Origin of the sequence: Nocardia sp. CS682 (assembly GCF_004634405.1) — a bacterium.
In the GTDB taxonomy this organism is placed as follows: domain Bacteria; phylum Actinomycetota; class Actinomycetes; order Mycobacteriales; family Mycobacteriaceae; genus Nocardia; species Nocardia ninae.
In genome coordinates this window covers 1732331-1755401 of record NZ_CP029710.1, presented here as the reverse complement: position 1 = coordinate 1755401, position 23071 = coordinate 1732331, and the positions used below count along the sequence as shown (strand labels likewise).

At 67.0% G+C, this 23071-nt stretch carries 20 protein-coding genes and 1 pseudogene; 10 read left to right on the top strand and 11 right to left on the bottom strand.

All coding sequences use genetic code 11. The annotated features are described in order from the left end of the window. Positions 1-37: 37 nt before the first annotated feature. The 3 genes from DMB37_RS07600 to DMB37_RS07590 all read left to right on the top strand — a co-directional run bounded on the left by DMB37_RS07600 (position 38) and on the right by DMB37_RS07590 (position 3056). On the top strand, positions 38-652 hold the full coding sequence (locus DMB37_RS07600) for a hypothetical protein (protein WP_135232096.1): 615 nt from the start codon (positions 38-40) through the stop codon (positions 650-652). A gap of 37 nt (positions 653-689) precedes the next feature. Beyond that, on the top strand, positions 690-2525 hold the full coding sequence (locus DMB37_RS07595) for a type IV secretory system conjugative DNA transfer family protein (protein WP_107658001.1): 1836 nt from the start codon (positions 690-692) through the stop codon (positions 2523-2525). 144 nt (positions 2526-2669) lie between these two features. Continuing rightward, positions 2670-3056 (top strand): DUF4913 domain-containing protein, encoded by a 387-nt coding sequence (locus DMB37_RS07590; protein ID WP_223885542.1) that lies wholly within the window; start codon positions 2670-2672, stop codon positions 3054-3056. Between the two features lie 120 nt (positions 3057-3176). Here the strand turns inward: DMB37_RS07590 and DMB37_RS07585 are convergent, their stop codons facing one another. Continuing rightward, the gene (locus DMB37_RS07585) at positions 3177-3725 is read right to left on the bottom strand and encodes a hypothetical protein (protein WP_135232095.1); all 549 of its coding nucleotides are present in this window, start codon (positions 3723-3725) and stop codon (positions 3177-3179) included. Between the two features lie 401 nt (positions 3726-4126). After that, positions 4127-5005: a peptidylprolyl isomerase gene (locus DMB37_RS07580; RefSeq protein WP_135232094.1), complete on the bottom strand. Its 879-nt coding sequence runs from the start codon at positions 5003-5005 to the stop codon at positions 4127-4129. A gap of 196 nt (positions 5006-5201) precedes the next feature. Here DMB37_RS07580 and hisS point away from each other — a divergent pair, with 196 nt between their 5' ends. The 3 genes from hisS to DMB37_RS07565 all read left to right on the top strand — a co-directional run bounded on the left by hisS (position 5202) and on the right by DMB37_RS07565 (position 8598). Beyond that, on the top strand, positions 5202-6479 hold the full coding sequence (hisS, locus tag DMB37_RS07575; protein ID WP_135232093.1) for a histidine--tRNA ligase: 1278 nt from the start codon (positions 5202-5204) through the stop codon (positions 6477-6479). A 249-nt stretch (positions 6480-6728) separates the two neighbouring features. Continuing rightward, positions 6729-7376 carry a hypothetical protein gene (locus DMB37_RS07570; RefSeq protein WP_135232092.1) on the top strand — a complete coding sequence of 216 codons (648 nt, stop codon included), beginning with the start codon at positions 6729-6731 and terminating at the stop codon, positions 7374-7376. Positions 7377-7587: 211 nt separating this feature from the next. Further along, positions 7588-8598: a malate dehydrogenase gene (locus DMB37_RS07565; protein ID WP_135232091.1), complete on the top strand. Its 1011-nt coding sequence runs from the start codon at positions 7588-7590 to the stop codon at positions 8596-8598. A gap of 130 nt (positions 8599-8728) precedes the next feature. On the opposite strand, the gene DMB37_RS07560 is transcribed toward DMB37_RS07565, so the two are convergent. The 4 genes from DMB37_RS07560 to DMB37_RS07545 all read right to left on the bottom strand — a co-directional run bounded on the left by DMB37_RS07560 (position 8729) and on the right by DMB37_RS07545 (position 15699). Next, entirely contained in the window at positions 8729-9808 is a 1080-nt protein-coding gene (locus DMB37_RS07560; protein WP_135232090.1) for a 2-oxoacid:ferredoxin oxidoreductase subunit beta, read from the bottom strand. After that, entirely contained in the window at positions 9805-11757 is a 1953-nt protein-coding gene (locus DMB37_RS07555) for a 2-oxoacid:acceptor oxidoreductase subunit alpha (RefSeq protein ID WP_135232089.1), read from the bottom strand. Before DMB37_RS07555 ends, DMB37_RS07560 begins: the two co-directional genes overlap by 4 nt. Before the next feature lie 134 nt (positions 11758-11891). Further along, positions 11892-12908 carry an Rv2578c family radical SAM protein gene (locus DMB37_RS07550; protein ID WP_135232088.1) on the bottom strand — a complete coding sequence of 339 codons (1017 nt, stop codon included), beginning with the start codon at positions 12906-12908 and terminating at the stop codon, positions 11892-11894. Positions 12909-12960: 52 nt separating this feature from the next. Beyond that, positions 12961-15699 carry an AAA family ATPase gene (locus DMB37_RS07545; protein WP_255508370.1) on the bottom strand — a complete coding sequence of 913 codons (2739 nt, stop codon included), beginning with the start codon at positions 15697-15699 and terminating at the stop codon, positions 12961-12963. Positions 15700-15862: 163 nt separating this feature from the next. Here DMB37_RS07545 and DMB37_RS07540 point away from each other — a divergent pair, with 163 nt between their 5' ends. Both DMB37_RS07540 and DMB37_RS07535 read left to right on the top strand, forming a co-directional pair. Next, the gene (locus DMB37_RS07540; protein ID WP_135232086.1) at positions 15863-16687 is read left to right on the top strand and encodes an alpha/beta fold hydrolase; all 825 of its coding nucleotides are present in this window, start codon (positions 15863-15865) and stop codon (positions 16685-16687) included. Between the two features lie 79 nt (positions 16688-16766). Then, positions 16767-17561: an alpha/beta fold hydrolase gene (locus tag DMB37_RS07535; protein WP_135232085.1), complete on the top strand. Its 795-nt coding sequence runs from the start codon at positions 16767-16769 to the stop codon at positions 17559-17561. 82 nt (positions 17562-17643) lie between these two features. Here DMB37_RS07535 and DMB37_RS07530 read toward each other — a convergent pair whose 3' ends face one another. Further along, complete coding sequence (locus tag DMB37_RS07530; RefSeq protein WP_240772284.1) at positions 17644-18459, bottom strand: response regulator transcription factor; 816 nt, start codon at positions 18457-18459, stop codon at positions 17644-17646. Between the two features lie 52 nt (positions 18460-18511). Further along, positions 18512-19822, bottom strand: coding sequence for a preprotein translocase subunit SecY (gene secY, locus DMB37_RS07525; protein ID WP_135232084.1), 1311 nt, complete (start codon positions 19820-19822; stop codon positions 18512-18514). A 341-nt stretch (positions 19823-20163) separates the two neighbouring features. On the opposite strand from secY, the gene DMB37_RS07520 reads away from it, so the two are divergent. Continuing rightward, on the top strand, positions 20164-20592 hold the full coding sequence (locus DMB37_RS07520; protein ID WP_135232083.1) for a VOC family protein: 429 nt from the start codon (positions 20164-20166) through the stop codon (positions 20590-20592). 88 nt (positions 20593-20680) lie between these two features. On the opposite strand, the pseudogene DMB37_RS07515 reads toward DMB37_RS07520, so the two are convergent. Beyond that, positions 20681-20986: pseudogene (locus DMB37_RS07515) on the bottom strand (erythromycin esterase family protein); the annotation flags it as partial. Between the two features lie 152 nt (positions 20987-21138). Next, on the bottom strand, positions 21139-21726 hold the full coding sequence (locus tag DMB37_RS07510) for a hypothetical protein (protein ID WP_135232081.1): 588 nt from the start codon (positions 21724-21726) through the stop codon (positions 21139-21141). Between the two features lie 363 nt (positions 21727-22089). Here DMB37_RS07510 and DMB37_RS07505 point away from each other — a divergent pair, with 363 nt between their 5' ends. Then, positions 22090-22476, top strand: coding sequence for a VOC family protein (locus DMB37_RS07505; RefSeq protein ID WP_135232080.1), 387 nt, complete (start codon positions 22090-22092; stop codon positions 22474-22476). Between the two features lie 19 nt (positions 22477-22495). Here DMB37_RS07505 and DMB37_RS07500 read toward each other — a convergent pair whose 3' ends face one another. Further along, complete coding sequence (locus DMB37_RS07500; RefSeq protein ID WP_135232079.1) at positions 22496-23068, bottom strand: PadR family transcriptional regulator; 573 nt, start codon at positions 23066-23068, stop codon at positions 22496-22498. Between the last annotated feature and the right edge of the window lie 3 nt (positions 23069-23071).

Below are 23071 nucleotides of genomic sequence, written 5' to 3'. Positions count from 1 at the left end.
CGAACACGCGACCTCGGGACTGCCGCACTGTCGGTCGATGCGGTTAGCCTGGAATAACAGCGGTGGGAGCGGCGGGCCCCGCCGCATATCGGACACGGCACAGGTACGCGCGAAACTGGTGGTGATGCTGGTGGTGAGCGTCGCGATGCTGGGCGCGGCCTGCGGTCGCGGAGACGGCGCGGACACCGGATCCGGTGGCGCGTCCCCGGCTACGTCAACGACCCGGTTGCTCGAGGGGGTGCCTGCCCCCGATCCGGTCACGCCCGACGGCGTCGCGGTGGCCGCGCTGAAGGAGATCTACACCTGGCAGCCGGCCACCGAAGCCCAGGGCACGTCGCTGACGCGCGCCCGGAAGTGGTTGGGCCCCAGCCTGGTTCGCATGCTGGACGGCTCGCCGACCGGACTGGAGACGCCGCGGACGACGTTGCAGTGGGCCGACTGGGCCGCCGCGAAGGCCCGCGTCGAGGCGTTCACCTTCGCCTCCGGCGAGAAGCCGCCCAGCGGCGGCGACCCGAACATGCAGCAGTTCAAGATCGGCATCGAGCAGACCGTCGTCTACCCGAACGGCCGCAAGGAAACGCTGCCGCCCGCGACGGTCATCGCCACCGTGGTGCGCACGCCCGAAGGCTGGCGGCTCGACGCGTTCCGCTGAACCCCACGACATTTCCGCACAGAAAGAGGAGGCAGCCATGGCGAAGAAGCCGGTAAAAGATCCGGCCGCGATCGGGCCGGACGCAACCCTCATTTTGCTATACGCCGGGTTCGCGATCCTCGGAACGCTCTGGCTGTCGCTGCATCTGGGCAACATGCTGTCGTTCCCGACGCAGTCGATCCCGATCAACCCGATTGCCATCGTCGCGGACCTGATCCGCGGTGATCTGCGGTGGCCGCGCGCGTCGACGGTGATCGTGCTGATCGTGGTCGCGGCGGTGGTGGCCTGGGTGCTCATCCGCAGGCAGCTCAAGAAGCGCAGGTCCGTCGGCGTACTGCCGGTCGACGAGAAGGCCAATGTGATGGGCCAGGGCGGCGCCATCGCCCATCTCACCGCGAAGGGTGTGCGGGAGAAGGCCCAGCAGCTCGGCGTGCGCCTGGGCACCGAGGATGTGCCCGGCGTGCCGATCGGCATCGGGATCGCCGACGGCCAGATGCTGTACGGCTCCTACGAGGATCTGCACCTCGACATCTGGGGCCCGCGGCAGGGCAAGTCGACCTCCCGGGTGATCCCGGCGATCCTCACCGCGATCGGGCCGGTGCTGGCCACCTCCAACAAGCGGGACGTGGTGGACGCGACCCGAGATGTGCGGGAGGCCAAGGGAAGTCCCACCTTCGTGTTCGACCCGCAGGGTGTGGCGGGGGAGGAGCCCAGCTGGTTCTGGGATCCGCTGGCCTGGGTGGACGCCCGCCGCGAGGGCTGTGAAATGCGGGCGGCGCGGCTGGCCGGGCACTTCGCCGACGGCGACGACGGCTCCGACGCCAAGACCGACGCGTTCTTCGACCCCGAGGCCGAGGATCTGCTCGCCGGGCTGTTCCTGGCCGCGGCGGTCGGTGACCGCAACGGCAGCAGGCCGATCGTGCAGGTGTGGGAATGGGTGACCAACCCGCAGGACACCGAGCCCATCGAGCTGTTGCGCGCGGCCCGTCATCACTACACCGCGTCGGGTCTGTCGTCGCAGTACAACACCGACGCCCGTACGCGCAGTGGCATTTTCGGCACCGCGAAGAAGATGATCCGCTGCCTCAAGTTGTCCAACGTGCACCCGTGGATCACCCGCGGCGGCGACCGCAGGGAGTTCGACGAGCTCGAGTTCATCGAACGCAACGGCACCCTCTACAGCCTCTCGCTGGAGGGTCGCGGCTCGGCGGCGCCGCTGGTGAGCGCCCTGACCGAGGCTGTCATCGATGTGGCCATGCGCAAGGCGTCGCAGTCCGCCGGTGGCCGGCTGGCCATTCCGCTGCTCGCGGTGCTCGACGAGGCCGCGAACGTGGTGCGCTGGAAGGATCTGCCCAAGCAGTACAGCCACTTCGGCTCGCGCGGCATCGTGGTGATGACCGTGCTGCAGTCGTGGGCGCAGGGCGTGCGCTGCTGGGGTGAGCCGGGTATGAACGCGCTGTGGGCCGCCGCGAACATCAAGGTGCTGGGCAGCGGGGTGGACGATACGAACTTCCTGCGCGAGCGGTCCGAGGCGATCGGCGACTACGAGGTCGTGTCCGCCTCGGTGTCGGAATCCAAAGGCGGCAAGAGCTATTCGCGTTCGCTCGGGTCGTCGAAGACGTTCAGCGTGCAGGCCTTGGCCCAGCTGCCGCGCGGCCGGGTGATCGTCTTCCCGTCCGGCGCGCCGCCGGTACTGGTTCGGACGGTTCCGTGGTGGGAGGGCGAGTACGCTGCCGAGGTGAAGCAGTCCATCTCACACCATGATCCGCAGCGTAAGACGGAGATCACCGACCTGATTCCGGGCACGCCGTCGCTCAGCAAGGGCACGCCGCCGCCGGAATTCGGGAAGATCGAGGAGGTCAGGCCCCTGTGAGCGAGCGCAGCGAGCGAGCCTCGGACGCAGCACCATCGGTCCCGGCGCGCGCCGGTGAGGCGCGGGCATGAGTGAGCGTAGCGAGCGAATCTCAGACGCAGCACCGTCGGTCGCGGCGGTGCCGAGCGCTAGCGAGGTGCGGCCGTGACCGAACAGCAGCAGCAGCCGATGATCTACGCGAGCGTGGTCGAGTTCGTGGAGAACTATCTGAGTCTGGTGTACCGGCGTCAGGTCACCGATCTCAGCGACACGGTGTGGTGCCCGGAGTGGTGGCAGCACGCCGAGGCGATCGCCCGCCTGGACGCGATGTGGCGGGCGTGGGAGCACTTCCGGCTCGACGGGGCAACGGGATTGAGCGTGTGGTTCCTCGATCACGCCGACCCGCACATGGCGAAGCTGTTCGACCCGAAGGGGCCGTTCAAGTACTGCAGTGTGCGTAACGGGCACAAGGACATGCTCAGTCCGTTGCCGTTGAAGTCGCCGCAGCACGGGATGTTCGGTGATCCGACGATCGGTGATTTCCGGATGTAGGTGTCCGGGCAGCGCATCGGAGCGAGCCCGCGCGAGCGGAGGCGCGGATCCAACCGGTGCGGAAGTGACAGAGCGCGAAAAAGAAACGCCCGCTTGATAAGCGGGCGTTTTCTCGGCTGTCTACCTGGTGCGTTCCAGGCCGCGGGATTCCTGTTCCCGAGCCCTGGTGACCGCGGGTGCCTCCTCGGGGCGGGTGCGTACCGCCTCGATGGGGGGCTGGGCCTGGCCTACCTCGATCAGCATCCGTACCGCGGCGAGCTCGGGTGCGACGCCCATCTTCGCCAGATGCGCGGCGATTGCCATGCGGCGTTCGGGCGAGTCGTACTGCAGGACGGGCTTGGCGTGCGCGGCGGCGATGCCCGCCATGCGGGTGGCCTCGGCCTGCGCCGTGAAGCGATCCTTCTCCAGCGACACACCGCGCTCGGGGATCGGCTTCTCGATCATCCTGGCCAGTTCGGTATTGCGCGGGTCTTTGGCCTTCGAGTCGCGGGCCTCGCGGATCTGCATCTCGCGGGCCTCTTTCATGCGAGCCTCGGTCACCTTGACGCGCGCTTCGGCTTCCTTTTGACCACGCTCGCGGGTCCGCAGTGCGACCAGTGTCGCAAGCTGCAACATAGTCCTCATCATGGCCGCTGTCTCGCGGCCGATGTCGTCCAGTTCCTCGGACATGGCTGCTCCCCGATGCTGCAGTGATCACATTATGGTTGTTGTGGTGCTTTGTCTGGGCACCGCCACGCGAACTGTAGTCCGTGGAGGATGCCCCGGCTGCAAACTTGGACACCGGGAGAACTCCGTGTCGTCGCGCACCCTTGCTCGGGGGTCGCCCAGGTGAAGGGGTTACTACGCTACGGGAACTCCTTCTTTCGAGGTTACCCGAGAAAGCCGCGGCTCAACCGTACGGCTGTGCCGCTTATCAGCATATATCGCACAATTCCGACAGGCTCGGGAACTCGCCGGAGTATCTCCGGTCTGAGCCAACCCTAACCGAAGTATTAGGGTCGCCTTCCTCCCCGCGACACGTGTCGGGCCCCGCACTCGGTCAAGTGCAGGGCCCGAACGGGTTTCACGATTCAGTCGACGCGGACCGACTCGATGGTGACCGGCTGGCTCGGCTTGCCGTCGCCCGGACCGTTGGAGTCGTCCTGGCCACCCTTGGCGATCTTGTCCAGGGTGCCCATGCTGTTCTCGTCCACCGTGCCGAAGATGGTGTAGTTCGGCGGCAGCTGCGAATCGCCGTAGACGACGAAGAACTGGCTGCCATTGGTGCCTGGGCCCGCGTTCGCCATGGCGAGCACGCCACGCTTGTACGCGATCGGCTTCTGCGCGGCCATCGGATCGTTGGCATCGAGCTGATCGGTCGGGTACTCGTTGTCGAATTCGTAGCCGGGACCGCCCATGCCGCTGCCGGTCGGGTCACCGCACTGCAACACCTTCAGACCCTCGCTGGCGGTCATCCGGTGGCAGCTGGTGCCGTCGAAGAAGTTCTGCGACGCCAGGCTGACGAAACTGTTCACCGTGCAGGGTGATTCGGCGTTGTTCAGGGTCAGGCCGATGGGACCCTGGTTGGTCTCCATGCTGACGCTGACCTTCGCGTCGTTGCCGGTGGTGGGGATGCCCTCCGCCTTCACCGGCTTGGTCGCCGGCTTGTCCGCCGGTTTCTGGCTGTCCTTGTAGACGCAGTTGACCGTCGCGGGCTTGGCCACCGCCGCGGGCGGTGCGGCCGCCGACGGCGCGCTGCTGGACTGGGTCGCGTCCTTGGCGTCGTTGCTGCTGTCGTCGCTCTTGGTCAGGAAGTACACCCCGGTTACCGCGGCGACCACGACGACAACACCGAGCACCGACCCGGCGATCGTGAGTTGCTTGCGCCTGCGTGCGCGCTCGGCCCGGTTGGCGAGCTGGCGCTCCAACTTACGTTTCGCCGCTGCTCGCCGCTGTTCGTTGCTCGGCACTACCACGTTCCTCCCGTGTCCGGTTGTTACGGCATGAGAGTCTGCCATTTATTCCTGAGACTGCCCGACACTTCCCGAGTGCGGTGCGCCTCACAGCCCGCCGGAATCGCGCATAACGGGCACGAACGGGTCCGGGACGGGAGGTAGGCGTAACCGGTTGGACTTGCGGGGGCGTGGTGGTGGAAACTGGACCATCGTGACCAAGACCAGCAGCTTTTCCGCCCCGAAGGGGGTACCGGATTACGTCCCGCCCGGCTCGGCCGAATTCGTCGCGGTGCGCGACGGGCTGATCCGCGCCGCCCGGCTGGCCGGGTACGGACATATCGAGCTGCCGGTCTTCGAGGACACCGGGCTGTTCGCCCGCGGCGTCGGCGAGTCGACCGACGTGGTCAGCAAGGAGATGTACACCTTCCCCGATCGCGGCGACCGGAGCGTCACGCTGCGCCCCGAGGGGACCGCCGGGGTGATGCGGGCCGTCATCGAGCACGGGCTCGATCGCGGACAGCTTCCGGTGAAGTTGGTCTACAACGGGCCGTTCTTCCGTTACGAGCGACCACAGGCCGGTCGCTACCGCCAGCTACAGCAGGTCGGCATCGAGGCGATCGGCGTCGACGACCCCGCGCTCGACGCCGAGGTGATCGCCATCGCCGACGCCGGCTTCCGCGGGCTCGGGTTGGACGGGTTCCGGCTGGAGCTCACCTCGCTCGGCGACGACACCTGCCGTCCGCAGTATCGGGAACTGTTGCAGGAGTTCCTGTTCGGGCTGCCGCTCGACGAGGAAACCAAGCGGCGGGCGGAGCTCAACCCGCTGCGCGTGCTCGACGACAAGCGGCCCGAGGTGCGCGCGATGACCGCCGACGCGCCGCTGATGATCGACCACCTCTCCGAATCCGCCAAAACGCACTTCGAACAGGTGCTCGGCTACCTCGACGCGCTCGGCGTGCCGTACGTGGTGAACCCGCGGATGGTGCGCGGGCTCGACTACTACACCAAGACCACCTTCGAGTTCGTGCACGACGGACTCGGCGCGCAATCCGGTATCGGCGGTGGCGGGCGCTACGACGGGCTGATGGCGCAGCTCGGCGGACAACCGTTGTCCGGCATCGGATTCGGGCTCGGTGTGGACCGCACGGTGCTGGCTCTGCAAGCCGAAGGCAAGTCCGCCGGTGATCCCGCGCGCTGCGAGGTCTTCGGCGTGCCGCTCGGCGATGCCGCCAAACAGCGGATGGTGGTGCTGGCCGCGCACTTGCGCGCGGCGGGCATCAGCGTGGACCTCGCCTACGGTGGACGTGGGGTCAAGGGCGCGATGAAAGCGGCCGATCGATCCGGTGCGAAGTTCACGCTCGTGCTCGGGGATCGCGACCTCACCGAGGAGACCATCGGGTTGAAGGATATGGCGACCGGGGAGCAGCGCCAGATTCCGATCGATGAGGTGGTTGTCGCGATTCGCGAGGCACTGGACGTGTCCCGGTAGGTCGGACTCGGCTGCTTCGACCGGGCGTGGCGGCGGTCCTCCTCGGGGAGTGCCGCCGCCGTGCCCCGTTGTTGGATGGGCTGTCACAACCCGCCGCCATGAGGGCGGCGGCTCTGCTCGAATGACTCCGGCATGTCACGTTGGTGTATGGAACCGCGGCAACGTCACGGAAGGGGGCACCGGAGCGGGGGTGCGGGGGTAACGTGACTGCGCGCACGACGTGGCGCGGAGTCGCAGAGAGGTGGGCCTGTGTCGTCGAATTCTGGTGAGCAGCACGCGGATCCACCCGTCGGTCTGGACCTCGTCGCACCCGAGATGTACGCGCCGATGCTGCGCAGGCTGGCGCTGGCCGCGGCCGGCATCGGCATCGGCTCCGCACTGCTGGCCGCGACCGTGGTCAGCTGGCCGATCGCGGCCACCATCGGCCTGGTCGTCGGCGCACCGACCGTCGGCTACGCCTTCGCCCTACGTCGCCGCCGAATGTGGATGTCGGGCACCATGATCCACGCCCGCCGACTATTCGGCGAACGCCGGATCGAGGTGTCCGCCGCCACCGGCGTCGAAGTACTGATCTTCCCCGCTCGCCTCAGCCGCATCGTCCTGCGCGTCACCGCAGGCGAAATCTCGCAAATCGTTCCCCTGGCCATGTACACCGACGCAGGCAGCGGCCGCGAACTGCACCTTCTAGGCCTGCGTCGGCTGGCCGACGCCCTGGCCACCAGCCAACTGGCCGCCGCCGTAGCCGTTTCCGCCCTGCTGGTCCACCAACTCCGCGCCGAAGCCCGGGACGCCCGGCTAGCCGAACGTCCGCTGTACCGCGCCGTCCAAATGGCCCGGGTCAAAGACGCCGTCTCCCCGGTAGTCCTCACCGACCGAGAAGTCGCCGCCCTGACCTGAGGCTTGTGCTACGACTAACCGCCCCGCGTGTGCACATCGGCAGCAGGCGGCGGTGCTCGAAGCTGCGGAGATTAAGTGGTGCGGGGGCAGCGGGGTACGTCGGGCGGCGGGAGCGGGAGGTGACTGTCGCGTTGCTCACCGTGCGGTTTTCGGGGGCGGGGGAGTCGTTAGGGTGAGGTTTGAGAGTCCGCACAACTACTAGGAGTTTGCTGTGAGCACCGGAGGTCGGACCGCGCCCGTGACTGTTGCTGTGACCGGTGGGGCCGGGCAGATTGCGTATGGGTTGTTGTTCCGGATTGCGTCGGGGGCGATGCTCGGTGCGGATACGCCGGTGCGGCTGCGGCTGTTGGAGATTCCGGCGGCGGTGGCTTCGTTGGAGGGCGTGGCGATGGAGTTGGAGGACGGGGCGTTTCCGCTGCTGGAGTCCATCGACATCAGTGATGATCCGTGGGAAGGGTTTTCGGGGGCGAACGTCGCGGTGCTGGTAGGGGCACGGCCGCGCACGGCCGGGATGGAACGGTCGGATCTGTTGGCCGCCAACGGCACGATCTTCACCGAGCAAGGGTCCGCGATCAACGCGAGTGCCGCCGATGACGTGAAGGTGCTCGTGGTCGGCAATCCCGCGAACACGAACGCGTTCATCGCGATGAGCAACGCACCCGACGTCCCCGCCGCCCGCTTCACCGCGATGACCCGTCTGGACCACAACCGCGCGATCGCGCAGCTGGCCAAGAAGACCGGAGCGCCCGCCGCCGACATCGCCCGAGTTGCCATCTGGGGCAACCACTCCGCGACCCAATTCCCGGACCTCGCGCACGCCACCATCGACGGCCGCCCCGCCCTCGACCGCATCGACGATCCGGCCTGGCTCACCGACGATTTCATCCCCACCGTGCAGCAGCGCGGCACCGCCATCATCCAGGCCCGCGGCGCCTCCTCGGCCGCCAGCGCGGCCAGCGCCGCCCTCGACCACATCCACGACTGGGTGCGCGGCACCGCCGACGGCGACTGGGTCTCGATGGCCGTCCCCTCCGATGGTTCCTACGGCGTCCCCGAGGGCCTGATCAGCTCTTTCCCCGTCACCTGCGCCGACGGCACCTACACGATCGTCCCCGACCTCCCCATCGACGACTTCGCCCGCACCCGAATCGATGCCAGCGTCGCCGAACTCACCCAGGAACGCGACGCCGTAATCGACCTCGGCTTCGCCAAGCGGCCCTGACCCACGGAGCGCTCGCACAGCGTCGGGACATGAGGGCGGGCCTACTCACACTCTGCCGCCGCCACGTCGCCGACCGTGCGCAGAGCCGACCGCCGAGCCGGAACCCGGGCGGCCAGCGGATCAGCTTGACCTAGCTGACAGTCCAGGTCTCAGGACCACTCAGCAGCGACTGCAGCGAGCCCTGGTCAACGGGTTTGCGTTCACGCGCCTGAGCCGTCTGTGCGCGCACACCGTCGTCATAAGTGGGCCGGCTGACGCTGCGGAACACGCCGGTGACCACGTGGTCGAGCGCTTGATCGGAGAGGCGGGAGAGGGCGTAGGCGTATTCGGGGTTGTCGGTATAGGCATCATGCACGACGATGTCGGATTCGGCGACGGCGTCGGTGCGGGTCACCTCGAGCCCGAAACCGCTTCGGACGACGGCGAATTCACCGTCGGCGCCGAAACGGATGGGCTCGCCGTGGTGCAGCGGGACCAGGTGCGCGGCGGCGTTGTCGCGGCGCAGCGCATCGAAGGAACCATCGTTGAAAATGGGGCAGTCCTGCAGGATTTCGACGAACGAGGCGCCGCGGTGTTCGGCGGCGGCGCGCAGCACCTCGGTGAGTCCTGCGCGATCGGAGTCCAATGCGCGTGCGGCGAAGGTCGCTTCGGCGCCGAGCGCGATCGACAGGGTGTTGAACGGATGGTCGACCGAACCCATGGGGGTCGACTTGGTGACCTTGCCCTGTTCCGAGGTCGGCGAGTACTGCCCCTTGGTGAGTCCGTAGATCCGGTTGTTGAACAACAGGATCGTCATGTTCACGTTGCGGCGCAGCGCGTGGATGAGGTGGTTACCGCCGATGGACAGCGCGTCACCGTCCCCGGTCACCACCCACACCGACAGGTCGGGTCGGGTCACCGCGAGCCCGGTGGCGATGGCGGGCGCGCGGCCGTGGATGGAGTGGATGCCGTAGGCCTCGAGGTAATACGGGAAGCGGCTCGAGCAGCCGATCCCGGAGACGAACATCAGGTTCTCCCTGCGCAATCCGAGCTCGGCGAGGAACCCGCGCACGGTCGCCAGGATCACGTAGTCACCGCAACCGGGGCACCAGCGCACCTCCTGATCGGTGGTGAAGTCCTTCACCTTCTGCGGCCCGGCCGCGGCGGGTACCCCGGACAGTCCGGTCAAGCCGAGATCTGTGCCGACGAGCGAGGTTTCCACGATGGTCATTCGTTACCCCCAGTGCTGACGTACGTGGCCCGCGCTCTGGCGGCGAAGGCCTTGTCCTGTTCCATCTCCGCGATCGAGCCGTCCAGTGCGGCATCGATGACCCCGACGAGTTCCTGCGCGGAGAACGCGGTCCCGGCGATCTTCGTCCACGGCTGCACATCGACCAGGTATTTCCCACGCAAGAGCAACGCGAGCTGGCCACCGTTCATCTCCGGCGCGACCACCGTGCGATAGCGCCGCAGTACGGCGCCGAGGTTGCCGGGCAACGGATTCAGATGACGCAGGTGCGCCTGCGCGACCGGCACGCCACGACGGCGCGCGCGGCGACAGGCCTCACCGATCGGCCCGTACGAGCTGCCCCAGCCGATGAGCAGCAGCTCGGCCCGCCCGTCCGGATCCTCGACCTCGAGATCGGGCACGCTGATGCCGTCGATCTTGGCTTGCCGCAACCGAACCATCAGTTCGTGATTGGCCGGATCGTAGGAGATGTTGCCGCTGCCGTCGGCCTTCTCCAGTCCGCCGATCCGGTGCGCGCGACCCTTGGTGCCCGGGACGGCGAGCGGCCGCGCCAGGGTCTCCGGGTCGCGGGCGTAGGGCTGGAACGAGTCGGTCTCCTCGCCTTCCGGCTCGAATCCGGTCTCGATCGGCGCGAGGTCGGTAACCTGCGGAATCGACCACGGCTCCGAACCATTCGCGATCGAGCCGTCGGACAGCAGCAGCACCGGCGTGCGATAGGTGAGCGCGATCCTGGCCGCCTCGACCGCGGTGGCGAAGCAGTCGGCGGGGGAGCGCGGCGCGAGCACGGCGACCGGTGATTCGCCGTTGCGCCCGTACAGCGCTTGCAGCAGATCGGCCTGCTCGGTCTTGGTCGGCAGGCCGGTGGACGGCCCGCCGCGCTGCACATCGATCACCAGCAGTGGTAGCTCGGTCATCACCGCGAGGCCGATGGTTTCGCTCTTGAGCGCGAGCCCCGGCCCGGAGGTGCTGGTGACACCGAGCGCGCCGCCGAGCGAAGCCCCCAGTGCCGCACCGATTCCCGCGATCTCGTCCTCGGCCTGGAAGGTGGTGACGCCGAAGTTCTTGTGCTTGCTCAGCTCGTGCAGGATGTCCGAGGCCGGGGTGATCGGGTAGGTGCCGAGGAACACGGGCAGCCCGGCGAGCTGACCCGCCGCGACCAGTCCGTACGCGAGCGCGGTATTGCCGGTGATCTGGCGATAGGTGCCCGGCGGCAGCTTCGCGGGCGCGATTTGATAGGTGGTTGCGAAACTTTCGGTGGTCTCGCCGTAGTTCCAGCCTGCCCGGAACGCCAGCACGTTGGCCTCGGCGATGTCGGGTTTGGCGGCGAATTTCTCCCGCATGAACTTCTCGGTGCCGCCGATCGGCCGCCCGTACATCCAGGACAGCAGGCCGAGCGCGAACATGTTTTTCGCGCGCTGACCGTCCTTCTTGCCGACCCCGGTGGACTCGGTGGCGCCGAGGGTGAGCGAGGTCATCGGTACGCGGTGCAGCACGAAGTCCGACAGCGTGCCGTCGTCGAGCGGGTCGGCGGGGTAGCCGACCTTGGTGAGATTGCGCTTGGTGAACTCGTCGGTGTTCACGATGACGGTGGCGCCGCGCGGTAGATCCTCCAGATTCGCCTTCAGCGCGGCCGGATTCATCGCGACGAGCACGTCGGGCTGGTCGCCCGCGGTGAGGATGTCGTAGTCGGCGATCTGAATCTGGAACGACGAAACGCCGGGTAGCGTGCCCTGGGGCGCTCTGATCTCGGCGGGGAAGTTGGGCTGGGTGGCGAGGTCGTTGCCGAACGCGGCCGCTTCGTGCGTGAAACGATCACCGGTCAGCTGCATGCCGTCGCCGGAGTCACCGGCGAACCGAATGACTACCTTTTCCAATTTCGCTGCGTCGGCGGCGTTTTGGGCTGTGCCGACATCGTTGTGGTGCGAAACCATCTGCCTGCCTTCACTTCCTCGTCGATGAGAGGGGTGCCATCGCCAAACTACTCCGCACCGCTCGGTACGTCCGCCCGATATGTGAGGTTCACGGGTATTGCGTGCGGTTTACCGGTGGTCGATCGCGCGAGGCTTCAGCCGAACAATGCCAGCTGCGGGTCTGCGGCGTGCGGACTTTCCGGCTGTGTCTCCGGTTCGGCCGGTTTTTCCGGCTTCAGCGCGTGTCGCCGCAGCAGCGGATCGACGCGCTCGCGCAGCCAGGTCGAGTACTCGGGCGTCACATAGGCGCCACGGCCGTAGAGCTGACGGTAGCGCCGCACCAGCGCCGGATGGTGCTCGGCGAGCCAGTCGAGGAACCAGTCGCGGGTGCTGCCGCGCAGGTGCATCGGGAAGGCGACGGCCGAGCGCGCGCCCGCGTCGGCGATCGCGCCGAACAGCTCGTCCAGGTGTGCCTTGCTGTCGGTGAGGCACGGAATCACCGGCGCCACCATGACATTCACGGCGAAGCCCGCGTCGGTGAGCGCGCGCACGAGTTCCAGCCGGGCTTTCGGCGCCGGGGTGCCGGTTTCGAGGCTGCGGTGCAGGTCCAGATCGTGGATCGCGATGGATACCGCCACGCTCACCCGCACCTCGCGCGCGGCCAGGGTGAGCAGCGGGAGGTCCCGGCGCAGCAGGGTGCCTTTGGTGAGGATGGAGAACGGCGTGCCCGCATCGGTGAGTGCGCGAATGATGCCGGGCATCAAGCGGTACCGCCCCTCGGCCCGCTGGTACGGGTCGGTGTTGGTGCCGAGCGCGACCGGTTCCCGATGCCAGGAGCGGCGGCCGAGTTCCTTGCGCAGCACCGCGGCGATGTTCGTCTTCACCACGATCTGGGAATCGAAATCCTTGCCCGCGTCCAGGTCCAGATACTCGTGCGTCGGGCGGGCGAAGCAGTAGCGGCAGGCGTGCGAGCAGCCGCGCATCGGATTGATCGTCCACTGGAACGGCAGGTTCGAACTCGCAGGCACCTTGTTCAGTGCGCTTTTACAGAGCACTTCATGGAAGGTGATGCCCTCGAACTCAGGGGTCTGCACGGTGCGCGTCAACCCGGCCCGGGTGAGCCCGGGCAAAGCGCCGTCGTCGGCGTCCAAGGTCTGGCTTTGCCACCGCACCACTCCAGTCGAACATATGTTCGTCTAGAGTGCAATCTTCTAGCGGCTTCGCTCAGCTGATCGTCGAGATGGCTCCGGCGAGTTCGACTCGGCTGCTGATGCCGAGGCGTGGATAGATGCGGTAGAGGTGGGAGCCGACGGTCCGGTGGGAAAGGTAGAGCTTCTCCGCGATCTGGCGGTTGGTGAAGCCCTCGGCGGCCAGGGTGGCGATCTGTAGTTCCTGTGCGGTGAGTTGGTCGCGGGCGGTGGGGGAGCGGCGGGCGCTGGTTTCGCCTGCGGCGCGCAGTTCGTTGCGCGCGGCCTGTGCCCAGGGTCCGGCGCCAAGGGCGTCGAAAATGTCGCGGGCCTCGCGCAGCGGTTCGCGGGCTTCCGACGTGCGGCGTAGTCGGCGCAACCGGCGACCGTGCTGGAGTTGCAGTCGTGCGCGGTACAACGGCCACCTACCCGTATGGCCGGTGAGCGCGGCGGTGTAGGCGGCATCGGCAGCGGTGTCGTCGGCGAGTACCGCGCGGCTGTATTCGTCGACGACGAGCAACATCGAGGCAGGTACCCGTCGCACCAGCTCCGGTAGGTCGGCCAGCAATCCCCTTGCGGCCTCGGCATTGTCGGAGGCAATCGCGGCGTCGGCGAGTTCGGGCGCGACCCACCAGCGTTGCATGGGGTGGCTCACCGGGTCGGCGGGATCATAGACCCGCGCCAGCGCCGTGAACGCGTCCTCGGCCTGCCCGGCCAGCAGCAGGAGCATGCCGCGGGTCTGCTGAGCGGCGATCTGGATACACCGCATCCCGGCGGCCAACGGGCTGGCGCCGACCGCGCGCAGATGCTCGGCGGCCAGTTCGGATTCGCCGCGCAATGCGGCGATCATGGCCAGATTGGCGTGTCCGGTAACGAGATAGAACTCCTGGCCGTTCTCCGCGGCGAAGGCGCGGGCTTCCTCGGATTCGGCGCGGGCCCTGGCCCAGTCGCCGAGCCAGATGCGGATCCAGTTCCCGGCGCCGAGGAGGCCGGACAGCAGGCCGAGTCGCCCTTGGCTGCGGCTGATTCCGGCGGCGTGGTCGACATAGGCAGTGCCACGGCGGAAGTCGCCGAGGTACAGCGCGGCGTAGCCGAGCGAGCGCATGGCGTCGGCGTCGGCGCGATTCGGATCGAGCTGGTCGAGTCGCTCGAGAATCCCGGCGCCGCGCTCCCACGGCAGGCTGAACGCGCCGATGGCGAGTACCCGCGGGTCGTGTGCCGGCAGGTCCAGGGAATCCAGTTGGGCGACAATGTATTTGCGGGATTCGTCGCAGGCATCCTGGGCGGAGCATCGTGCGGCGGCGAACCACAGTATCGCTGCGGCGAGATCGGTATTGCCCGCATCCTGTACACCGGCGGCGATATCCACGAGCTGCCGGATGCGACGGTCGGCATCCTCGTAGCGATGGAACGCGACCATTTCCTCGACGGCTGCCAGGCGTGCGCGCTCGATGGGCCCCAACACGCTCAGGTCGACCCGATCGAGCAGGTCGATGGCCTCGCGTCGCGCACCGGTCTCGCTCGCCAGTTCCGCGGCGTGCAGGAGCAAGGCGGTCGTGCGCTCGGGTCGCTCGGACAGCTTCGCCGCGCGATCGAGGGCGGCGACCGCGGCCATGATGGCACCACAGGCCCGCGATCGCTGCGCATAGTGTTCGAGTTGCGTGGCGATGGCGTCGTCGGTGCCGAGCGTGGCCGCGGCGCGATGCCAGAGTTGTTTGTCGGGGAAGTCGGCGAGCACCTCGGCCAATATCGAATGCGCACCGAGCCGTTGGGTCAGCGGCGCCCGGACGTAGGTCGCCGAGCGCATCAGCGGATGCCGGAACCGCAGGAGCGGACCCGCCATCTCGACCAGGCCGACGTCGATGGCTTCTTGCAGGTGCGCCGCACCGACCGGGACACCGGCGAGGGTGGCGGCCGCCCGCAACAGCCGGCCCGCGTCGCAGCTGACATCGGCCGCGAGGACGACGAGCAGGGCCCGAGTCGGCTCGCTGAGCTCGGCCGAACGCGCGGCGAAGGCGGTTTCGAGGCGGGCGGTCAACGGCAGATCGTCGATCATCCGATCCGTGGTCTGACGCATCGCCCGCGGTAACTCGGTGAGCGCCAACGGATTTCCCGCAGCCTGGCTGAGCAGTCGCTGTCGCACGGTGCTCGGCAAGGTGGATGCTTGCGCCTGAAGCAGGGCGGCGGCGGCCTGCTCGTCGAGCGGTTCGACCATGACCTCCGGCAGCCCCGCTCGCCGGGCGGCGTCCTCGGATTCGGTTCGGGTGGCGCCGAGCACGAGGACCGCGTCACTGCCGATCCGGCGCGCGACGAAACTGAGCACATCCGCGCTACAGCTGTCGATCCACTGCAGGTCGTCGATGAGCAGGACCGTCGGGCATATGGCGGCGGCCTCGCCGACCAGTTGCAGCGTGGCCAACGCCACTGCATACAGGTCGGGCGATCCGTCCTCCAGTCCGAACGCCGCGCGCAGCGTGCGCTGTTGCGCAACGGGAAGCTTGGACACCTCGGCTTCGAGGGGCCGCAGGAGCTGGTGCAGTGCGGCGAACGGCAAGCCTGCTTCGTTCTCGACACCGGCCGCGCAAACCACGGTCAGGTGCTGGTCGGTTGCCAGCACCCGAATCGCGCTGAGCAGAGCCGACTTTCCGATACCCGCCTGTCCGCGCAGGATCAGCACCGAGCCGTTTCCGGCGACCGCTCGATCCAGGAGCTCTCCCAGCATGGCCGAGTACCGGTCTCGACCAATCAGAGTCGACTGCGAAAACTCACCGATCACCGCCAGATCCTGACAGAGAACCTACGGTTTCACAAAGTGACGACGCAGGTAGATGCGGTAATCGGGGCAACGACTACGGCACCGAACACCCACCATGACTCAGTCATCGGTGCAGTCGTTCGACTGATGTGTAGGCAGTGGCTCCGCTCGTAACTTCGTCGGCATGACAAACACCTTCACCACCACCGACGGGGCGCAGATCTTCTTCAAGGACTGGGGCGCGGGCCGGCCGGTCGTCTTCAGCCATGGCTGGCCGCTGAGCGCCGACGCCTGGGACGAGCAGGCCCGCCTGGTCGCCGAGCACGGTTACCGCGCCGTCGCGCACGATCGCCGTGGTCACGGCCGATCGAGCCAGACCTGGGACGGCAACACCATGGACCGCTACGCCGACGATCTCGGCGAGCTGATCGAGCACCTGGACCTGCGCGACGCGGTTCTGGTCGGCCACTCCACCGGCGGCGGCGAAGTCGTGCGCTACCTGGCGCGCCACGGTAGCGGCCGGGTTGCCAAAGCGGTGCTGCTGGGCGCCGTGCCCCCGGTGATGGTCAAGTCCGAGACCAATCCCGGCGGCACGCCCATGGCGGTCTTCGACGGCATCCGCGCCGGTGTGGCCGCCGACCGCTCGCAGTTCTACTGGGAGCTGAGCGAGGCCTTCTACGGGTTCGATCGGCCCGACGCGATCGTCTCCGAGGGTGCCAGGCACGCGTTCTGGCGGCTCGGGATGCAGGTCGGGGCGCGCGCGGCCTACGAGTGCATCGCCCAGTTCTCCGAAACCGATTTCACCGAGGACCTGAAGGGGATCGACGTGCCGGTACTGGTCGCCCACGGCGACGACGACCAGATCGTCCCGCTGCACGCCTCGGCGATGCAGTCGGCGGCACTGCTCGCGAACGCGACGCTACGGGTGTATCCCGGTGCGCCGCACGGTCTTTACGGCGAATTCCGCACCGCGTTCGAGGCCGACCTGCTGGCCTTCCTCGCGCACTGAACACCTCGCCGCCGCCACCCACTGCACGACCTTCCAAGCCGCCACCGGCTGCGAACCCAACTCTTTCGAGGAACCCGTCATGCGTATCACCACCATCGTCAAGCTCACCGCCGTCGCGCTGGGCTTCACCCTCGCCGGCGCGGGCTGCGCAGGCGCCCAGCCAGGGCCCGCCCCCGCCAAGCCGACCATCGTGCTCGTCCACGGAGCCTTCGCCGAGTCCAGCAGCTGGAACGGCGTGCTCGACAACCTCAATCGACAGGGTCTGACCAGCATCGCCGTGGGCAATCCACTACGCAGTGTCGCCGGTGACGCGGACACCGTCCGCGGCGTGGTGGCCTCGATCGACGGTCCGGTCGTGCTGGTCGGGCACTCCTACGGCGGGCAGGTCATCTCGCAGGTCCACGATCCCAAGGTCAAGGGACTGGTCTACGTCGCGGCCTTCGCGCCCGAAGAAGGTGAGACCATCGGCGAGCTCTCCGGCAAGTTCCCCGGCAGCACGCTCGGCGACACCCTCGACAAGGTAGTGCTGCCCGACGGCAGCACCGACCTCTACATCCAGCCCGCCAAGTTCCACCAGCAGTTCGCCGCCGACGTCCCCGCGGACCGAACCGCCATCGACGCCCTCACCCAGCGCCCGCTGAACGACCGCGCGCTCAACGGCAAATCCGGCGCACCGAACTGGAAGACCGTCCCGTCCTGGTTCGTCTTCCCCGACGCCGACTACAACATCCCGGTCGCCGCGCACCGCTTCATGGCCGAACGGGCCGGGTCGCGCGCGACGGTGGAGATCAAGGGCGCCTCGCACGCGCTGACCGTCTCCCAGCCCGAGGCGGTAGCGAAAGTCATCGTCGAGGCCGCCGGCGCAGTCGGTTGATTTCCAGCTGTGCCGCTTGGACCAGTCCACGCGGCACAGCAGGGTCGACACGTCCGCCTCGCACGGACCCCGGCTGCCGCCGCTATGTCTCGATCGACCCGATCCGGTGGGTGTGCGCGTAGACCGCGGCGTGGATGCGGTCACGGACGCCGAGTTTGGTGAGCACATGGGAGACATGGGTTTTGACGGTCTGTCCGCCGATGCCGAGGGCGCGGGCTATCTCGGAATTGGTGTACCCCTTCGCGATGAATCCGAGGACCTGATGCTCACGGGCAGTGAGGGTTTCGACCTCCGGGGTGGCCGGGAACGGTTCGATGCCTGCGGACAAGCGAGTGATCAGCTGCCTGGTCAGCACCGGATCGATCAGGGCGGCGCCGTGCACCGCAGTGCGGATGGCGGCGAGCAGGTCGTCGACGGGGCCGGATCGCGCGAGAAACCCTGTCGCGCCGAGATGCAATGCGCGATAAAGGTTTTCGTCGGTGTGCTCGGTAGCGAGGGCGAGGATTCTGGTGGTGGCGGTGTCGATCGGCCCGGCGTCGGCCAAGCCGGGCAGGTCGAGATCGATGAAGGCCACGTCCGGGCGCAGGCGTTGGATCTCCCGAACGGCGGCGTGGCCGTCACCGACCTCCGCGACGCAGGTCATATCCGGTTGGCCTGCGATCGCCGCTTGCATACCCATCCGAAACAACAGCTGACCGTCGGCCAGCAGCACCGAGATCGTCTGTCCGCGAGTGGGGTCGGCGTCACCCGTCGATCGGTCCGGCCGCAGGTCCGCCGCGTAGTTCGTGGATCGCGGTTCCGCGTGCGCGGTAGCCACAGAAAGCGTCATCGCGGTGATCGCGAGAATGAGGGTGGACACCACGCGTAGCAGCGGATGGGTCGAGCGGTTCGCAACCATGGTTTCAGACCGTAGACTCATCGGCCGCCGGTGCCCAGCGAGCGCAGCATGTTCATCGCAGAAAGCCCTGATAGTTCCTGTTCAGCACTTGGCTTTCGAGCTGTTTGACCGTGTCCAGGGCGACGCTCACCATGATCAGCGTTGAGGTACCGCCGAAGGCCAGGCTCGACGCCGGACCGGACGCGCCGAAACCGAGCACCAGGTTCGGCAGCACCGCAACGGCACCGAGATACAGGGATCCGGGCAGGGTGATCCGATTGAGGACATGGCTCAGATGATCGGCCGTCGGCTTGCCGGGCCGATAGCCGGGGATGAAGCCGCCGAATTTCTTCATCTCCGCGGCACGCTCCTGCGGGTTGACGGTGATCGCGACGTAGAAGTAGGAGAAGAAAACGATCAGCACGAAATAACCGGTGACGTGGACCGGATGATCGGTGTCGGCCAGATACTTCTGGATGAAATCCGCAACAGGGCCGGAGTTACCCTGACTGAACTGCGCGAACAGGTTCGGCAGGAAAAGCAGCGACGAGGCGAAGATGACGGGGATGACACCGGCCTGATTGACCTTCAGCGGCAGGTACGTCGCGGAACCGCCGTACATTTTCCGTCCCACCACGCGCTTGGCATATTGCACCGGAATCCGGCGTTGCCCCTGCTCGATGAAGACCACGCCGACGATCAGCGCGGTGATCGCGAAGCAGACGCCGCCGAAGACGATTCCGCCCCGGCTTTCCAGGATCGACCCGCCCTGAGCGGGAATCTGCGAGGCGATGCCCGCGAGGATCAGCAGCGACATACCGTTGCCGAAACCGCGCTCGGTGATCAGCTCGCCGAACCACATGACCAGCGCCGCACCCGCGGTCATCACGAGTACCGCGGTGAGCATGGCGAACAGCGAGCTGTCGGGGAAAATATCCTCGGCACACCCGCGCAGGAGTTGCCCCCGCGCGGCCAACGCGACCAGCGTCGAGGCTTGCAGCAAGGCCAGCGCCATCGCCAGATAGCGGGTGTACTGCGTGACTTTGGCTTGGCCGGTCTGCCCTTCCTGACGCAATTCCTCGAAACGGGGGATCACGACGGTCAGTAGCTGCGTGATGATGCTCGCGGTGATGTAGGGCATGATGCCGACCGCGAAAACCGAGAGTTGCAGCATCGAGCCGCCGGAGAAAAGGTTGATCAGCTGGTAGATGCCGGCGGACTCACCACCCGAGTTCAGCTCGATACAGCCGCGCACCGCCGCGAAATCCACACCGGGAGAAGGCAGTATCGCGCCGAGCCGAAACAACGCCAGCAGTCCGAGCGTCCAGCACACCTTCCGCCGGAGTTCCGGGGTTCGGGCAGCCGACGTGAAGGCGGAAAGCACAGTAGCTCCTGATGGGCGCGACGCGGAGAAGCCGAGCGAATCCCGCACGTGTTGCGGAATCGGCTTGGCGGGGCTCTTCGACGGTATGGAAGTCGATGCCCCTCGACGTCGGCCGGGAGACCGATTTCGAGCTCCCCCGACTGGGGGAGTTATGCGATGGCGTGGAGCGTGTCGGTCAAAACCACTGTCCCCGTGTGAATCTCGTCAGCTCCGAGATGGACGGCGAGTCGGCGTATCTGGGAGGTGTGCAGGAAAGTTTGTGAGCCACGCAACCCTGGACCTCGAGTGGGCTCGAGGTTGCAGGATGGTTCCGACACCGTATTCGAGAAGGGAAGCCAACTGTGCCGAAACTTGACCGGATCATCGAGTCCGCGTTGTACGTCGACGACCTCGGTCGTGCCCGCAAGTTCTATACCGATGTGCTGCAACTGAATCCGATTCTCGACGCGGATCCGTTGTGCGCGTTCGACGTCGGGGGCGACAATGTGCTGCTGCTGTTCCGTCGCGGCGGATCGCTCGAACCGAAGGTGTTGCCCGAACCTGGTCTGCCGAACGGCGAGATCCCGCCCCACGACGGCAGCGGCAGGCTCCATGTGTGCTTCGCGGTCTCCGAGGAACAACTGACGGAGTGGGAAACTCATCTGAAGGCGCACGATATCCCGATCGAAGGCCGGACCAACTGGGCACGTGGCGGACGCAGCATCTACTTCCGAGATCCCGACGAGCACCTCCTCGAACTCATGACACCGGGTAACTGGCCGACCTACTGAAACCAAGCACCGTCAGGCGCTTCCTCTCGCTCCGTCAACGGATTTCTGCCGTCCGAAGTTCGTGAGGAACAGCGCGGTTGCGAGGTATTCAGGTCGGTACGGCGGGGCTGATCTCTTGGCGGTGGACGATCATGTCGAACCACTGCCCCAGGCTGCCGCCGTCCATGAACGAGTCGGGGCCGCAATGAGCCAGGCCCCGCGTTTCGACGGAAGCCGCGAGCCAGCGTCGCACCGAGAGGGGAGCGGGCCGCCGCAGATCAAGGACGAACTGGTCGAGGGGAACCTTGCCGAAGGGCTGTTCGAACCAGTCCGCGGCGGGCGGCGGCATGGCAGCGGTCTCGTCGGGACCGAGGCTGACGGCGCCGTGGTCGAAGGTGAAGCCGATCGACACATACTGGTGGCCGTACTACTGGCGCAGATACGATCCCGCGCTCGGGAATCGCAGATCCGGGCCGGGTGGGACAGCGATTCTGCCCGTGTCTGGTCGCTCTAATACTGCGACGCCCCTGTAACGGGACGTCGCAGTACTACATCGCGTTGAGACGCTCAGATCTCGGTGGGGCTGAGATAGCGTTGAAAGGCGGCTTTGAAGCCGGTCAGGCGCATTGACCAGATACTGGCAGTCTTGTCTTTCTTGTCCTCGGCTGTCAGGCCCTCTTCCCGCAGCTCGGATACTGGAGTGGTGCCAGACTCCTTGATGAGCCGGACCAGGGCCTTGTGGTAGTCAGCCTGGGTCTCGCTGATCCGTTCGGTTTTGCCGGGACACAGTTTCCAACGAGCTTCGTTGGTGAGTTCGGTGGTTTTCAGCACCTCCTTGCGGGCTTCGGCGATCGGATCCTTGGGCGCATCCGGCGTGCCGAAGGTGACCGGCAGGGCTTTCTTGTACACCTTGTCGATGTTCTTCAGCATCTCGTCCGAGAACTTATCCGGCGAACAAAACGCCTCATTGAGCTTCGAGTACTTCTCCGGTGTGATGATCTTCAGATCCGTCGCTGGGCCGGGCAGCGGCACCCGGAGTAGATAGGACGCAAGGTCCTGGTCGTCCGAGTCCGGGTCAGCGGTGGCCGGTCCGGCCAGCCCCGAGAGCATGACGAGCGTGATCGTGGAGAGGGAAAAGACATGCAGCTTCCGCACGGCGAACCTTCCGTCTGTCCGGGCCGTCGTCGGCCCATCCGTTGGTTGATCGAACCTGGCAGCGGCCCCTTGCAACTGGATACGCGACGCGCCGACGCAGGACGACTCGGGTAGCGAGCGAGGACGTCCATATAGACGGCCCGAAAAGCATTCGTCATACGTGACCACATGGATGGAAATGTGCGTGCGCTCGAGCGGGCGCGTCGCCTGGCAAGTTATTCGAAAACGTGGAGCAGGTGGCTCAGGCGCGGGGACGGGCCCGTGCGAGTGGACGTCGATGAGGCCGGGGACAAATCGAGTGGCCGAACTTTGCTGTAGCGGGTTGAGTGGGGAGCGCAGCTGTTTCACCTGAAAGGTCCTGACATGGCCAGTAAGTTCACCGAGCTCGCGATCGACTGTGCCGATCCCGCGAGTCTCGCTCAGTTCTGGTGTGCGGTCCTCGGTTACGAGGTGCAGGATGAGGAGGACGGGTTCGTCACCATCGGTTCACCCGCGGTGCCGGACGGCAGGGATCGTCCCGGCCCGGTGCCGCCGACGTTGGGGTTCGCGCGCGTGCCCGAGGGCAAGACGATCAAGAACCGGCTGCACATCGATGTCAACCCGACCGATCGTGATCAGGACGAAGAGGTCCGTCGCTTACTGGACCTGGGTGCTCGGTACGCGGACGTCGGTCAAGGTGATGTTAGTTGGGTGACCCTCGCCGATCCGGAAGGGAACGAGTTCTGCGTCCTCGCCACCCGCTGCCCCTGATCGCGCCGGCCTCGATCGCTCACTGCTGAGCTTTGTCGTCTGCCATATCGAACGCGCCCGCTTCGAGGCGGCGGATCAGTCGAAGGGTCCATTCGGCGCGGCTGTCCGCGGTGTGCAACCACAGTCCGAGCACTTCGCCGACCGGGCCCCAGGTGTCCAGATCGGTGCCGGGCGGCAGTTCGCCGGTGACGCTCGTCCGCCACTGCTCCATCGCCTCCGCACGTTTCCGTAGCAGGTCGATGGCTTCGGCGCGGGGGAGATCATCGATGAGACCCACGGCGGCGGCGAGCATGTCCATCCGCGGATCCCGCTGTGAGAGAGCGGTGCGCAGCAGAGCGAAGTAGGCCTGGTCGCCCGCGTCGGTGACCTCGTATTCGATGCGCGGCGGCCCACCCGTGGTGCTCGGCGTGATTTCGTGCGCGATCAGCAGTCCTTCGCCGGTCATGGCTTTGAGCGCGTGATAGACGGAGCCGGACTTCACGCCCGCCCATTCGTGGGCACCCCAGGATTCCAGGTCTGCGCGTACTTGATACCCGTGCGCACGGTCCCGGCGCCGGACAGCGCCGAGGACGAGCAGGCGAACCGCGGACATGGG

What these genes read in the sequence shown, in the direction of transcription:
- DMB37_RS07600 (WP_135232096.1), top strand. Translation starts at nt 38, where the DNA reads ATGCGGTTAGCCTGGAATAACAGCGGTGGGAGCGGCGGGCCCCGCCGC.
- DMB37_RS07595 (WP_107658001.1), top strand. Translation starts at nt 690, where the DNA reads ATGGCGAAGAAGCCGGTAAAAGATCCGGCCGCGATCGGGCCGGACGCA.
- DMB37_RS07585 (WP_135232095.1), bottom strand. Translation starts at nt 3,725, where the DNA reads ATGTCCGAGGAACTGGACGACATCGGCCGCGAGACAGCGGCCATGATG.
- DMB37_RS07560 (WP_135232090.1), bottom strand. Translation starts at nt 9,808, where the DNA reads ATGACCATCGTGGAAACCTCGCTCGTCGGCACAGATCTCGGCTTGACC.
- DMB37_RS07555 (WP_135232089.1), bottom strand. Translation starts at nt 11,757, where the DNA reads ATGGTTTCGCACCACAACGATGTCGGCACAGCCCAAAACGCCGCCGAC.
- DMB37_RS07540 (WP_135232086.1), top strand. Translation starts at nt 15,863, where the DNA reads ATGACAAACACCTTCACCACCACCGACGGGGCGCAGATCTTCTTCAAG.
- DMB37_RS07535 (WP_135232085.1), top strand. Translation starts at nt 16,767, where the DNA reads ATGCGTATCACCACCATCGTCAAGCTCACCGCCGTCGCGCTGGGCTTC.
- DMB37_RS07530 (WP_240772284.1), bottom strand. Translation starts at nt 18,459, where the DNA reads ATGGTTGCGAACCGCTCGACCCATCCGCTGCTACGCGTGGTGTCCACC.
- DMB37_RS07505 (WP_135232080.1), top strand. Translation starts at nt 22,090, where the DNA reads ATGGCCAGTAAGTTCACCGAGCTCGCGATCGACTGTGCCGATCCCGCG.
- DMB37_RS07500 (WP_135232079.1), bottom strand. Translation starts at nt 23,068, where the DNA reads ATGTCCGCGGTTCGCCTGCTCGTCCTCGGCGCTGTCCGGCGCCGGGAC.